The following is a 13,740-nucleotide window of genomic DNA, read 5'->3' as shown; positions in this document are numbered from 1 at the left end:
GTCACGCAAGGCGGGGGCCGTTCGCCGGTTTGCGCTGACCGTCATGCTAGGCGCGCTGACCGCGCTCGCAGGGTGCACGCATCGAGCCGAACCCTGGCAGCTGACGAACGTCACCGGCCACCTGCCGGATCTCGATTTCACGCTGACCGCCGACGACGGCCGCACGGTCCACGGCGACTCGTTCAAGGGCCGCGCCTCGCTCGTCTATTTCGGCTACACGCATTGCCCGGACGTCTGCCCTGAAACGATGGGCCGTCTCATGCAGGTGCTGGGCAAACTCGGCCCCGACGCGCAGAAGGTGCGCATTCTGTTCATCACCGTCGATCCCGCACGCGACACGCCGCAAGCCTTGCACGACTATGTCGGCGCCTTCGACGCACAACACGCCGAAGGGCTGACCGGCACCGACTGGCAAATCGAGTCGCTCGCCAAGCGCTATCGCGTCGCCTATCAGATGGAAAAGCGAGACCCCAACGGCAACTACGAAGTCACCCATAGCTCCGCCGTCTATGTGTTTGACAGCGAGGGGCATGCCCGCCTGCTGGCCACCGATCACGACACGCCCGATGCGATCGCACAAGACCTGCGCCGCATCATCGAAGACCATTCCTGACCTTTTCCGAGTCCATTTATGTCGATCAAGACCAAATCGTTTGCAGCATTGACTTGCGCCCTCGCCCTCTCGTTCGGTGGCGCGTTGAGTGCACAAGCGGCGGGCCCCAATGCGATCAGCGTGAAAGACGCGTGGGTTCGCTGGCTGCCGAACAATCTGCCCGCCGCCGCCTATGTCACGCTGGTGAACGCGAGCGACAAGCCGGTCGATCTCGTCGATATATCCAGCAACGACTACGGCGACGCAATGCTGCATCAGACCGTGTCGAACGGTTCGTCGCAGAAGATGGTGATGGTCGACAAGCTCACCGTACCGGCGCATGGCCAGGTCGCGATCGCGCCGGGCGGTTATCACGTGATGCTCGAGGACGCGAAGCACAAGGTCGCACCTGGCGATACCGTGCATCTCACGCTCAAGTTCTCGGACGGCGAGACGCTCGACACGCCCTTCGCCGTTAAGTCGCCGGCTCAGACCAAGTAACGGGCCGCGATGAACCTGCTCTACTGGCTCGACCCCTGGGAGTTTTCGCCGACCGTCGTGATCGCCTTGCTGGTGCCGGCGATCCTGTTCGTGCGTGGCGCGCGCCGCGCGAAGGTGTCGGCCGCGCGGCGCATTTCCTTCTGGTTCGGGCTGGTGGCGTTGTACGTCGCGTTGCATACGCGGCTCGACTATTTCTTCGAGCATGAGTTTTTCATGCATCGGGCGCAGCATCTGGTGCTGCACCACCTCGGGCCGTTCTTCATCGCGCTGTCGTATCCAGGCGCGGCCTTACGCGCGGGTATTCCGTTCAGTTGGCGGCAGCGCTTCGTGCGGCCCGCGCTGGCCACACCGGTGGTGCGCAAGCTGCTCGACGTGGTGATGCATCCTGTCGTCGCCGTCACGCTATTCGTCGGGCTGATCTACTTCTGGCTGATGTCGCCGATTCATTTCGTGGCGATGCTCGACTGGCGGCTTTATCGCGTGATGAACTGGAGCATGGTGATCGACGGTCTGCTGTTCTGGTGGCTCGTGCTCGATCCGCGTCCGGCGCCGCCGGCGCGTTTGTCGCCGGGCAAACGCGTGCTGGTGGTGATCGCCGCGATTCCGCCGCAGATTATTCTCGGTGCGTTCATCTTCTTCACGCCGCACGAGTTGTATCCAATTTATTCAATCTGCGGCCGTGCGTTCACGTGGCTCAGCCCGATGCGCGATCAACAGATCGGCGGACTGCTGCTGTGGATTCCAGGTTCGATGATGAGCGTGATCGGCGCACTGTTGGCCCTGCGTCACTGGATGCGGCTGTCGGCGCGCGGACGTCTGCGCGGCGAGCGGAGGGCGAAGGCCGCGCAAGCATTGACGCGAACTGCTGCGGCGCCCGCCGGCGGAGATCGCTGATTCTGGCCGATCCACGCGGCGATCGAAACGAACCCGGTGGCACATGCGCCGGGTTCGGCGTCGTCCGGCTGCTTCAGGCCGAGCGCATCCAGACGTGCGGGATGCCGTCTTCTTCGTGAATCTCCGAGACCGGCGTGAAGCCGAACGCGCCGTAAAAGCCTTGCAGATGAGCCTGCGCGTGCAGACGAACCGGCGTGCCGGGCCACTGCGCCCGGATGTGCGTCAGCGACCGTTCCAGCATCGCATTGCCCAGACCGATGCCGCGAAACGCTGAAGTTGTCAGCACGCGGCCGATACGGATATCGCGATCGTCAGCGTCCGGCAGCAGCACCCGCAGATAGCCTGCGAGCGGCGGACGGCTCGCGCCGGGGCCATAAGCAAGAAGATGCCAGGCCTCCATATCGAGCCCGTCGATATCGCCATACAGGCAGTTCTGCTCCATCACGAACACCGCGCTGCGCGCGGCCAGCACCGCATAGACTTCGGCGCTCGTGAGGCTGTCGAAGGGTTTCCAGCGCCATTCGAGTTGTGCCAGACGCGTGGCGGCGGTTTGCTGCGGTTCGGTCATGAAAGGGCTCAAAAGAAGAAGACACGCCGTCACGGCTGGCGGCACTGCGGAATTATGCCGCACGAGGCAGCCCGGTGGGACGATGCCGCCCCACCGCCCTACGCGCTCGTTACGTGCTGACAAAAACCGGCTCGACGGGTCGCGCGAGACATTCGATCAGATTGCCCGGCCCGCACAAATGCAACGCGCCGACAACCACCAGCGTGCGTTCCGGCCGCGTGAAATATTCCGTCAGACGCGCCGCCCATACACGATTGCGCGTGTCGAGAATCGCCTGGCGAATGCCCGGCAGATTGAACATCGGCGACTCGACGGCGATACCGTGCACCGCGTTCAGATCGCCGTCCAGCCAGGCTGCATGCATGCGCTCGAGCGTACGCTGCGGTTCACCGAGGTCCGACATCAGCAAGGCGAGCGCCGCGCCGATCGCGTCCAGCGGAATCGATTCGAGCGTGTCGGCCACTTCCCGCGCGGTCTCGAGATACCAGTAGGGTTTGGCTTGTGTTGCCGCCGAGCGCAGCATGCGCGGCTCGACGCCTTCGACGACCTGCTGGAACAGCGTTGGCGCGACCACCAGCGCGGCCCATGGCCGCAGATCCGCGAGCGGCGCCAAGGGCCCGTCAACGGGCCACGCCGCGTCGAGTTGCCGCCATGCATCGGCGCCTAGCAAGGTTTGCAGTTGCGAGGTGGCGCCTTGCTGGTCGCTCTTCAGAAACGGCAGAATGGTCGGTGGATCGGACTCGAACACGAGCGCTTCGGCCCAGTCATACGCTTCGGCGATCCATGGCGGCGTTCGGCGGCTCGTCGCGGGAAACAGATGCATCGAGCCAAGCAGACGAACCTGGGTGCCGGTGAGTTGTAGGTACATACGGTTTCGGTGTGGACAGGCTATGACGCGATTAGACCAGCGTGCCGGTCAATTGATAACACGCGACACCTCACGCCGGACTGCAGCCCCTCGCCACGCCGTACGCACCGTGCACGCGACGAATAGCAGAAAGGCGATCTGCGACAGGTACAGATCCAGCCGGATCGGGTTATGCAGCGCGAACCATGAATTGTGCGCCACATCTGTCACGATGACAGCGACGCAGACAATCAGGCCGACTCGCGGCACGACGAGCAACAGCAAGACGGCCAACGGATCGATGAAGGTCAGCGAGGTCCAATAAATGCGCGTCAGTTGCGCTACGCCGCCGTAGTCCCAGCCGAGGCCATGCGCGAGAGCCACTTGCAGATGCGTCCAGGTGGCCCCGCAAAGACAGAGCGCATAGATCAGGCGCAAGTAGAAACTGCGGCGAGCAATGTTTTGAATGTCCATGCCTGGCGAATCTCCTGGTAGCGGCGACAAAAAAGAAAGCCCCAATTACATCGGGGCTTTTTCTGCGGAAGTAGCTGCCGCCAGATAATCGAACGCCTGCCGATTAATCCGTGCTTCTTTTGAACGATTCGAGTTCGCTCGTATAACGCTCGTTGCGCACGCCGTTGCTGCCGTAATATTCTTCCACCGACTTTACCCACCGGCCAATCTCGGGCACATACCAGAACGCTTTATAAGTGCGCCCCGTCACCTGCCTGGGACCGGCGTTCTGCGCATGAGTCACCATGGCCGTATCGCCTTGCTGAGTCTGCACGGCTTGTGTCACGGTCTGCGTCGGCTCGATCTGGCCAACCCAGTCGCCTTCCGCCTCGACTTTGATCGCCTGGAATTTGCCTGCCGGCACCTCGACCGTTTCCGTATCCACCACCCGGTATTGACTGCTCCACTTCAGCGATGAATAGGTCTTGTTCGGATGGTCTTCCGTGTATCCGAGGTTCCACGTTTTGCCCGACGATAACGGAAACTGGAACGGACGATTGACGACGACTTCCGCGCCATTGATGCTGCGCTCGCGGCTCCAGTCCGCGCCCGCGACGACTTCATTCGGCGCCTGCGTGGAGCCCGCCTGTTTCGACGTGTAGTAGATGTGCGACTGAGTGGAGCGCAAGACCGTTACTTCATCATGTGTCTGACGCCAGACGGAAGGCGTTCTCTCGAACGTGTTGACGTAAGTCCAGGTGTCCCCGGCTTTGACGGCCGGTGCCGGCGCGGATTGCGCATTAGCCAGCGCCGGCAACCCCATGGCCAGCAGCATGGCAGCAGTTATGGTCTTTTTCATTGGTCGAATTGTAGGTGTTCTAACGGGCGTGCCCTGCCGGCTCTATTCGCAATCAGAAAGCACCGACATTTATTGGCACCGGTCCATTCGCACTAACGGATACACGCAGTGGTATTTTGTCACTGTACATTATCGCCAATTTCCTTTGGCAATCAAAATTTAACTCGGGACATTAAAAAGCCATTAAAACAGATTTGAAAGAAAATAAAATGAAAATGAAAGAACAAAAAAAGCAATTGGTAAATAATCGCGTAATTCTGGCAATTAGCGCCGCGCTATTTCTGGCTGCGTGCGGAGGAGGCGGGTCGGGGAGTTCGGCATCGACAGGAAACACGGCCAATCTGAGCGCCACGCAGCAAAACTACGAAAGCGTCGCACTCGCGGCCAATGGCGGGCTTCATTATCTGCATGCCAGCCTGGTGGCGAGCACATCGTCGACGGGAGCATTGACCGTCGCCCCTTCCAGTAACTTCTATACCGACGACTCGAGCATCACGCAAAGTCCGGCGGCCGGCGAGGAGTTGCTGACAGTTGGTCATACGTCGGTATCGGCGGCGCTGAGTGTTCCCACCATTGCGGTCGCGCGCCGGCTATTCAATGGCGCGATCTATAGCGATGCATTTCCGGCGCAAGTCCGGGTCAGCTACGTGGGATCGAACGTTCAGGAAGACTACCTGGCCTCGGACGGCAAAACTGTGACGCACACGTTACTCGGCACGAACTACAGCGTCGTCCCGCTTAGCGGCCTCATTTCGTCGTCGCCCGCCGAACTGTTCTCGAATAGCGCCTTGGGCGTTCTGACGAACACGATCAACGGCCAATCGTTTTATAACAAACAGGCCAATTGGCGAGCTGGGGCAAGCTACGTCAAAGTCGTGAGGAACGAAGTCGGCGACTCGGTCACCACATTCGACTGCCTTGCACCGGTCACGACCGGAACCACCCCGACACCGTGCTCGACCACGATCTCGACGCTTGAAGGCTTCTTCCCGCGCGTGAGCACGGCGGACGGCAAAAGCTATCAGATCACCGACGGTCAGATCGTCACGCTGGCGGGTATGCGCGCATGGGTGGCCACTGCACCGCTGGCCACCGCAACCACCGAGTACCGGGTCTTCTATCAGTACAACGGTGGAATCAATGTGGGCTACCTGGTCAAGGATGGCACGACGCTGCAGTTGGCTCCGCTCGGCGGCGGAACACCGCAAGACAGCTATTACTTCCTGAACAGCGCAGCGGTGCAATCAATCAAAGCCGCGATCGCGTTTTGACGAAGCACCTTCGCGCGTGCAGCGCGATGGAACGCTGAAAAAAGAAAAGCCCCGACAAGTCGGGGCTTTTCTTTACATCTACTACTGGAGGCGCGAGCCGGAGTCGAACCGGCCTAAACGGCTTTGCAGGCCGCTGCATAACCGCTTTGCTATCGCGCCGCAAGCGGACTGGAACCTAGCTGCAGATTCGCAGATTTTGTCCGGTGGGCAACCGGGAGGACCGGACCACCAAACAAAAAGGGAAGCGTTGCTTCCCCTTATGTATGGAGCGGGAGACGAGGCTCGAACTCGCGACCTCAACCTTGGCAAGGTTGCGCTCTACCAACTGAGCTACTCCCGCATTGCACTGCTTCGCAACGCCTTGCCTTTTTACTTCGCCAAACAAACGCGCTGCTTCAAAATTTGGAGCGGGAGACGAGGCTCGAACTCGCGACCTCAACCTTGGCAAGGTTGCGCTCTACCAACTGAGCTACTCCCGCATTGTGCTGCTTTTGACCTGCTAACTGCCGCCTTGTTACTGCAACTGCTCTTTACTGCTTCCGACGTTCTGAACTGCGCGCATCGGAGAAACGAGATTATGGAGAAACGACTGAAACGTGTCAACCCCTTTTGCGAATCTCTTTGAACGAACAGATTTCACTCATGCTTCAGCGCGTGTCGACACGCGTCCGCCAGCCCCAACACAGAGAGAAATCAGGCCACGCCACCCCGCTCGCGGATCTGCGGCCACGCGAGCTTCATGTAGTAGAGCATCGACCAGATGGTCAGGAACGCGGCCAGATAGATGAGCCACAGCCCCCATACGCGCGTGTCGATCACCACACCGCCGCCGAAGTGCACCGGGCCGTAGAGCAGCAGCATCGGAATCGCCACCATCTGACACGCGGTCTTGAACTTGCCGAGCGAATTCACCGCGACGCTCTTCGACGCGCCGATCTGCGCCATCCACTCGCGCAACGCCGAAATGGCAATCTCACGTCCGACGATCACGAGCGCGATGGCCGAATCGATACGGGTGAGTTGCACGAGCACCAGCAACGCGGCGGTGACCATCAGCTTGTCGGCGACCGGATCGAGAAACGCGCCGAACGCCGAGGTCTGATTCCATTTGCGCGCCAGATAGCCGTCGAACCAGTCGGTCAGCGCTGCCAGAATGAAGATCGTCGCAGCGGCCAGATTGCGGTGCGCGGGGCTCATCATCATGTCAGGCAAATAAAACACGCCGACCACGAGCGGAATCAGAACAATCCGCAGCCAAGTCAGGAAAATCGGGAAATTAAACGGCATGGGCAAGCGCAGCGTCTGACAAGGGAGTTGCAATTGTGCCGTGTCACAAAGCCCGCCACAAGCGAAGCGGCGCGCGGGGCCCGGCGCCGGCGCCGCTCACGCGCGGTGGAGCGGCTAACCCGCTCCACCGCCATCAGTGCAATTGCCGGTAGATCTGCTCGGCGAGCGCCTGCGAAATGCCTTCGACACTCGCCAGATCCTCCACACTCGCGGCAACCACGCCACGCAGTCCGCCGAAGCGCGCCAGCAGCCGCTGGCGCCGCTTCGCGCCCACCCCTTCGAGCTCCTCGAGCCGCGAGGTCTGGCGCGTCTTGCCACGCTTCGCGCGCATGCCGGTGATCGCGAAACGGTGCGCTTCGTCGCGAATCTGCGCGACCAGCATCAGCGCGGCGCTTTCCTTGCCTAGTTCGAGCGGCGCGCGGCCGTCGGCGAAAATCAGCGTTTCGAGGCCGACCTTGCGGCCCTCGCCCTTTGCGACGCCGACCAGCATGCCGGTATCGAGACCCAGTTCAGTGAACACCTGGCGCGCGATTTCGACCTGACCCTTGCCACCGTCGATCAATACGATGGTCGGCAAAATGCCGCCTGCCGCCGCAGGCTCAGCGGCATCCGCCGCGAGCGAAGGGTCCGCGGCCGCATCGCTTTGCATTTGAGCGGCTTCGTCTGCAGCGTTCGCGGCGGCTTGCTCGACCATCTTCTCGTAGCGGCGCGTGAGCACCTGGCGCATGGCGGCGTAATCGTCGCCGGGCGTAATGCCGGCGATGTTGTAGCGGCGGTACTCCGACGACTGCATCTTGTGATGGTGATACACCACGCACGACGCCTGCGTCGCCTCGCCCATCGTATGGCTGATGTCGAAGCACTCAATGCGCAGATGAGCGAGATCGTCGGAATCCATGCCGAGCGTGTCGGTGAGCGCGCGCGTGCGGGCCTGCTGCGAACCTTGCTCCGAGAGCAGGCGTGCGAGCGCAAGCCGTGCGTTCTGCTCGGCCATGGCGAGCCACGCGCGGCGCTGTCCTTGCGGCTGACGCAGCACGGTCACCTTGTGCCCGGCCTGCTCGATCAGCACGTCGACCAGTTCGCGCGAGGCCGGCGCGTGGCTGACCACCAGCACCGGCGGCACGCGATTGCCGAGGTAATGCTGGGCAATGAATGCTTCCAGAACTTCGGCCTCGATTCCGCCGCTTGCCCGGCCTTTGCGCTGCTTCGCGGGTTCGGAGCCTGAGCCGGCCTCGTCAGCCGGTTCGGGTGCGTCTGCGGAACCGGCTTCGATGGCGTCGTCTTCTTCGTCTTCCAGCGGCAGGTCTGTGGCGATCGCGGCATCGGCGGCTTGCGTTTCGCCCTGCGCCGTTTCGTCCGAGAGCGACCCGGGACCGACATCGGCCGGCGCCTCGCCGCCCTCTTCCAGCCCGCCCTCGTCCGCGGTCAACGCGCTTTCCACATGCGCCGGGAAATAGGCTTTGTCGCCCAGATGCCGCCCGCCGCGCACCATCGCGAGATTCACACACACGCGCCCGCCAAGCGCGACCACCGCGAGAATATCGACGTCGCTGTCGCTGCCGACTTCGATGGCCTGCTGATGCAGCACCGTCGACAGCGAGCTCATCTGGTTGCGCACCGCCGCGGCCTGTTCGAACTTCAGCTCGCCCGCGAACGCGTGCATCTTCTGCTCCAGCTCCTTCATCACTTCGCCCTGGCGTCCGAGCAGAAAGCGCGACGCGTTGGCGACATCGCGCGCGTAATCCTCTTCGCTGATGGCCGCGACGCACGGCGCCGCGCAGCGCCCAATCTGATGCAGCAGACAGGGCCGCGTGCGGTTGTTGAAGACGGAGTCTTCGCAGGTGCGCAACTGGAACACGCGCTGCAGGATCTGGATGCTCTCGCGCACCGCCCATGCACTCGGAAACGGACCGAAGTACTGGTTCTTGCGATCCACCGCACCGCGGTAATACGCCATGCGCGGAAACTTATGACCGGTCAGCTTGAGATACGGATACGACTTGTCGTCGCGAAACAGAATGTTGTAACGCGGCGCGAGCGCCTTGATCAGGTTGTTCTCAAGCAGCAGCGCTTCGGCCTCGGAACGCGTGACAGTCGTCTCGATGCGCGCAATGCGCGTCACCATCATCGCGATACGCGGCGAGAGCAGCGTCTTGGTGAAGTAGCTCGAGACGCGCTTCTTGAGATCGCGGGCCTTGCCCACGTAGAGCACCGCGCCGTTCGTATCGTAGTAACGATAGACGCCGGGCAGATGCGGCAGTTGGGCGAGCACTTTTTTCGGCTCGAAAGTGGCTGTTGCTTCGGGTTCGGTCATGCAGAATCGGTTAGATAGGACAGTCTCGCGAAGCCTTGCCCCGCGTGCCGCGCGCCGGCGCGAACCGGAGTCCGCCACTCGCGCAATCGTGAACGAGTGCTTTAGAATCGCCAGTTTAGAACATTCCGCGTGCGTTCGACCCGCGCTGCCACGAATCAGGCCACCATGTCTTCCGCTACGCCCCGTTCCGACCAAACCGCCGCAACGCCCTCGGCACTTGCCTGCGATATTTTCTGCGCGGTGATCGACAACTTTGGCGACATCGGCGTGTGCTGGCGGCTCGCGCGCCAGCTCGCGAGCGAACACGGTTGGCAGGTGCGGCTGTTCGTCGACGACCTGCACGCGTTCCAGAGGCTGTGCCCGTCGCTGGCGCCCGATCGGGCACGTCAGACGGTAGACGGCATCGTCGTCGAACACTGGCACGAACCGGAGCATGCCGGCGATACGCTTCACGTGGCCGATGTCGTCATCGAGGCATTCGCCTGCGAACTGCCGCCCATCTACGTCGCCGCCATGGCGCGGCGCGAACGCGCGCCGGTATGGTTCAACCTCGAATATCTGAGCGCCGAAGACTGGGTCGCGGATTTTCATCTGCGGCCGTCGCCGCATCCACGCTACCCGCTCACGAAGACGTTCTTTTTCCCCGGGCTCGGCCCTGGAACCGGCGGCGTGCTGAAGGAACAGCACCTCGACGGCGCGCGGACCGCTTTCGCCGCATCGCAGGCAGCCCGTGATGCCTGGTGGCGGACAACCACCGGCCGGGCGATGCCGCCGGCCGAAGCGACCGTCATCTCGCTGTTCGCCTACGAAAACCCCGCCGTCGACAGCCTGCTCGAACAGTGGCGCGACAGCCCCGGCCCGATCGTGCTGCTGGTGCCGGAAGGCCGCATTTCAGGTGCGGTCGCGCGCTTTTTCGGTGTGCCTTCGTTTGCCGCGGGCGCGCACGCCGAGCGCGGAAGCCTCACCGCCCATGCCCTCGCCTTTACCGAGCAGCCCGGGTACGACGCGCTGCTGTGGGCCAGCGACATCAATTTCGTACGCGGTGAAGATTCGTTCGTGCGCGCTCAATGGGCCGCCAAACCGTTCGTCTGGCACATCTACCCGCAAGCCGACGACGCCCATCTGCCAAAGCTCGACGCCGCGCTCGCCGCCTACGCCCGCACTCTGCCCGCCGACGCGCGCGACGCCCTCGCACGCTTCTGGCACGCCTGGAACGGCGGCGGCCGCCCTGACTGGGCGGAATTCAAGGGTCACTACCCGGCGCTGAAGCAACGCGCGGCCGAATGGGCCGGCGAACTGGCCCAGGTGGGCGACCTCGCCGGAAATCTGGCCTTGTTCGCAAAAACTCAGTTAAAATAAGCGGTTATCCAACGGCCGACGACGCAAGCGCGGCCCGATCGCAGCGGCGGAACCTGGTTAATGCACGTGCACGCACTTGCGCATTTGCTGGGCCCGCCAGCCGGCCCGGCATCGAAAGATGCGAGACATATCCCTACGTCAGCGCGTGAGTGGCGGAAATGTCGAAATCAGGGACGTATGCTGCGGGTCGGCGCCACTCGTGTACACGCCCGCACAGGGTAAAGAGCAGGTAACGGACTGCTGGGCCGCTTGCGCCGTATGCCGTTGAGCACAAAGTTGAAGCTACTTATTTCGTACAGGACAGTTTTATGAAGACCGCACAGGAACTCCGCACCGGCAACGTCGTGATGATCGGCGCAGACGCAATGGTTGTGCAGAAGGCCGAATACAACAAATCGGGCCGCAACTCCGCCGTCGTCAAGATGAAGTTCAAGAACCTGCTGACCGGCGCAGGCATGGAAAGCGTGTACAAGGCTGATGACAAGTTCGACGTCGTCGTGCTGGAACGCAAGGAAGTGACGTACTCGTACTTCGCCGACCCGATGTACGTGTTCATGGACGCCGACTACAACCAGTTCGAAGTCGAAGGCGAAATGATGGGCGACGCCCTCCATTACCTCGAAGACGGCATGGCTTGCGAAGTCGTGTTCTACAACGAGAAGGCCATCTCGGTCGAACTGCCGACCACGCTGGTCCGCGAAATCATCTACACGGAACCGGCTGTGAAGGGCGACACGTCGTCGGGCAAGGTGTTGAAGAACGCCAAGCTGAACACCGGCTTCGAATTGCAAGTGCCGCTTTTCTGCAACATCGGCGACAAGATCGAAATCGACACGCGCACGCACGAGTACCGCAGCCGCGCTTAAGCGCCCTGCTCGCCAGATCCCGGCGCCGCAATCGCGGCGTTGCGAAAATAAAGAAAAGAAAAAGCGCCCAAATTGGGCGCTTTTTCTTTTCTGTGCCACCGTGTATGGTTGAGGAAAACTTTACCGGTAATGTTCTCGATATTTCCACCCCGCAGCCTCTGCTTTCCCGAGTTGCAAGCAACAAACCATTGATAAGCTTAAGTAAATCATCCTGGCACGGTCCCTGCTGCTTTTCGAGATAGAGCGGTGCGACTTTATTTTCTTCAAGACCCCGGATGCCGCGCGAACCAGGACGTTGGTGAAGGCAAGTGGAAGCAGATGACCGGCAAACCGGGGGCCGCGTTGCCTCGATAGCAACCGGGATTTCTGACAAACCGAGTGAAGGAAATACAGACGCCTGCCGACGCATCCAAGCGTCAGGAGGGCTTCGCAATGTTACACATAGGACCAACGGACCAACCACGCGTGTCGAAGTGCCACCTTGCGCCAGCGTCTTAGCTTTGCGCACCAGGCATTCCATCCATCTAGAAGATTGCGCTCGCCATGCCACACGCCCTGATTGTTGAAGACGACCCCAATAGCCTGTCCGGCCTGTCCGCCATCCTCGCCGCCGACGGTTTCTCCGTCGATACGGCGACCACGATTGCCGAGGCCAGAGCCGCACTGACGCGCTTTATTCCCGACGTCGTGCTGGTCGACCTGAATCTGCCGGACGGCAGCGGACTCGATCTGTTGCAGCATTTACCCGCCCATCCGCCAGGCGGCGCCTTGCCCGTCATCGTGATGACCGGCAATGCCACGGTGGAAAGCGCAATTGAAGGATTGCGCCACGGCATCTGGGACTACCTCCTGAAGCCGGTCAACATTCCGCGCTTGCGCAGCCTGCTCGCGCGCATTCCACGGCCATACGAACTGACCGAAGAAGTGCAGACGCTGCGCGCGTCGCTGCGCCAGCTCGGCCGCTTCGGTTCGATGCTCGGCCGCAGCGGCGCGATCCAGCATGTCTACGACACGGTCGAACGTCTCGCGCCTACTGAGGCCGCCGTGCTGATTTCGGGCGAAGCCGGCACCGGCAAGCAGATGGCGGCACGCACGATGCACGATATGAGCCGGCGCCGCAAAGGCCCATTCATCGCGTTCGACTGCCGGACCGCGAACAGCGTGGCGGCGCAACGCTCGCTCGACAGCCTCCTGTTCGGTCACGAACGGGGCGCGTTCAACGGGGCCGAGCAGCGCGAACCGGGCCTGTTCGAGCAGGCGAGCGGCGGCACGCTGTTCATCGATGAAATCGCCGAGTTGCCACGCCCTCAGCAGGAAGCGCTGTTGCGTGCGCTCGATTCGCAGACTTTCATGCGCGTTGGCGGGACGAGTCAGGTGGTGACGGACTTCCGGCTCATTGCCTCGACGCGCAAGGTTCCGCGCGCGGCGGTGGCCGACGGCAGCCTGCACGAAGATCTGACGGTACGTCTTGAAGCCGCTGCGGTGACACTGCCGCCCTTGCGCGAGCGCGGCGACGATCCGGCGCTGATCGCCCAGTCGATTATCGACGACCTGAATCAGGAAGCCGCGGCGCGCGGTGCCTCGGAGACCACCAAACAGGTTGGGCCGAACTTTTTGCGCGAGTGTCTCACGTATGACTGGCCCGGCAATGTGCGCGAGTTGCAGGAGCGCGTGCGGCGCGCGTATCACGCTTCGGGCGACGTAGTGGAATCGCTGCGCGCCGACGAAGCGGGCTCGGCGAACGGCCTCGACCTGAACGGCAGCCGCGTGCAGGTGACCGTCGGCACGCCGCTCGCGGACGTCGAGGAAATGCTGATTCGCGCGACGCTCGATGCGGTCGGCGGTACACGCCACCGGGCGGCGTCGCTGCTGGGGATCAGTCCGAAGACGCTCTACAACAAGCTGCAACGCATGCGGCTGAACTGAGCC

13 protein-coding genes and 3 tRNA genes are annotated in these 13,740 nt (G+C 62.1%); 7 read left to right on the top strand and 9 right to left on the bottom strand.

Translation table 11 applies throughout. The features are described 5' to 3' along the window. Positions 1–43: 43 nt before the first annotated feature. The 3 genes from A6V37_RS14505 to A6V37_RS14495 are packed head-to-tail and all read left to right on the top strand — an operon-like array spanning position 44 to position 1,987. On the top strand, positions 44–613 hold the full coding sequence (locus A6V37_RS14505) for an SCO family protein (protein ID WP_064268430.1): 570 nt from the start codon (positions 44–46) through the stop codon (positions 611–613). Positions 614–631: 18 nt separating this feature from the next. Beyond that, positions 632–1,093, top strand: a complete 462-nt coding sequence (locus A6V37_RS14500; protein ID WP_064268431.1) for a copper chaperone PCu(A)C — start codon at positions 632–634, stop codon at positions 1,091–1,093. Positions 1,094–1,102: 9 nt separating this feature from the next. Further along, positions 1,103–1,987 (top strand): cytochrome c oxidase assembly protein, encoded by an 885-nt coding sequence (locus A6V37_RS14495; RefSeq protein ID WP_064268432.1) that lies wholly within the window; start codon positions 1,103–1,105, stop codon positions 1,985–1,987. 73 nt (positions 1,988–2,060) lie between these two features. On the opposite strand, the gene A6V37_RS14490 is transcribed toward A6V37_RS14495, so the two are convergent. The 4 genes from A6V37_RS14490 to A6V37_RS14475 all read right to left on the bottom strand — a co-directional run bounded on the left by A6V37_RS14490 (position 2,061) and on the right by A6V37_RS14475 (position 4,714). Next, positions 2,061–2,555, bottom strand: a complete 495-nt coding sequence (locus A6V37_RS14490) for a GNAT family N-acetyltransferase (RefSeq protein ID WP_064286080.1) — start codon at positions 2,553–2,555, stop codon at positions 2,061–2,063. A gap of 109 nt (positions 2,556–2,664) precedes the next feature. Continuing rightward, positions 2,665–3,423, bottom strand: coding sequence for a TraB/GumN family protein (locus A6V37_RS14485; RefSeq protein WP_064268434.1), 759 nt, complete (start codon positions 3,421–3,423; stop codon positions 2,665–2,667). A 48-nt stretch (positions 3,424–3,471) separates the two neighbouring features. Further along, entirely contained in the window at positions 3,472–3,876 is a 405-nt protein-coding gene (locus A6V37_RS14480) for a hypothetical protein (RefSeq protein ID WP_064268435.1), read from the bottom strand. A gap of 103 nt (positions 3,877–3,979) precedes the next feature. After that, a complete protein-coding gene (locus tag A6V37_RS14475) occupies positions 3,980–4,714 on the bottom strand; it encodes a hypothetical protein (RefSeq protein ID WP_064268436.1) in 735 nt (244 codons plus the stop codon). Between the two features lie 215 nt (positions 4,715–4,929). Between A6V37_RS14475 and A6V37_RS14470 the strand changes: the two genes are divergently transcribed. After that, entirely contained in the window at positions 4,930–5,985 is a 1,056-nt protein-coding gene (locus A6V37_RS14470; protein ID WP_064268894.1) for a hypothetical protein, read from the top strand. 85 nt (positions 5,986–6,070) lie between these two features. Here A6V37_RS14470 and A6V37_RS14465 read toward each other — a convergent pair. The 5 genes from A6V37_RS14465 to uvrC all read right to left on the bottom strand — a co-directional run bounded on the left by A6V37_RS14465 (position 6,071) and on the right by uvrC (position 9,586). After that, a tRNA-Cys gene (locus A6V37_RS14465) sits at positions 6,071–6,144 on the bottom strand. A gap of 105 nt (positions 6,145–6,249) precedes the next feature. Next, positions 6,250–6,325 (bottom strand) — tRNA-Gly (locus A6V37_RS14460). Between the two features lie 63 nt (positions 6,326–6,388). Continuing rightward, a tRNA-Gly gene (locus A6V37_RS14455) sits at positions 6,389–6,464 on the bottom strand. 214 nt (positions 6,465–6,678) lie between these two features. Beyond that, entirely contained in the window at positions 6,679–7,272 is a 594-nt protein-coding gene (pgsA, locus tag A6V37_RS14450) for a CDP-diacylglycerol--glycerol-3-phosphate 3-phosphatidyltransferase (protein WP_064268437.1), read from the bottom strand. Between the two features lie 133 nt (positions 7,273–7,405). Then, positions 7,406–9,586 (bottom strand): excinuclease ABC subunit UvrC, encoded by a 2,181-nt coding sequence (gene uvrC, locus A6V37_RS14445; RefSeq protein ID WP_064286079.1) that lies wholly within the window; start codon positions 9,584–9,586, stop codon positions 7,406–7,408. Positions 9,587–9,751: 165 nt separating this feature from the next. On the opposite strand from uvrC, the gene earP reads away from it, so the two are divergent. The 3 genes from earP (at position 9,752) to A6V37_RS14430 (ending at position 13,737) form a co-directional block, all read left to right on the top strand. After that, positions 9,752–10,945 (top strand): elongation factor P maturation arginine rhamnosyltransferase EarP, encoded by a 1,194-nt coding sequence (gene earP / locus A6V37_RS14440; protein ID WP_064286100.1) that lies wholly within the window; start codon positions 9,752–9,754, stop codon positions 10,943–10,945. A 308-nt stretch (positions 10,946–11,253) separates the two neighbouring features. After that, the gene (gene efp, locus A6V37_RS14435; protein WP_012433870.1) at positions 11,254–11,811 is read left to right on the top strand and encodes an elongation factor P; all 558 of its coding nucleotides are present in this window, start codon (positions 11,254–11,256) and stop codon (positions 11,809–11,811) included. 543 nt (positions 11,812–12,354) lie between these two features. After that, on the top strand, positions 12,355–13,737 hold the full coding sequence (locus A6V37_RS14430) for a sigma-54-dependent transcriptional regulator (protein ID WP_064268439.1): 1,383 nt from the start codon (positions 12,355–12,357) through the stop codon (positions 13,735–13,737). Positions 13,738–13,740: the final 3 nt, after the last annotated feature.

Origin of the sequence: Paraburkholderia ginsengiterrae (assembly GCF_001645125.1) — a bacterium.
In the GTDB taxonomy this organism is placed as follows: domain Bacteria; phylum Pseudomonadota; class Gammaproteobacteria; order Burkholderiales; family Burkholderiaceae; genus Paraburkholderia; species Paraburkholderia ginsengiterrae.
Note: the sequence above shows the minus strand (reverse complement) of the source record. Positions and strands in the feature narration are given on the sequence as shown.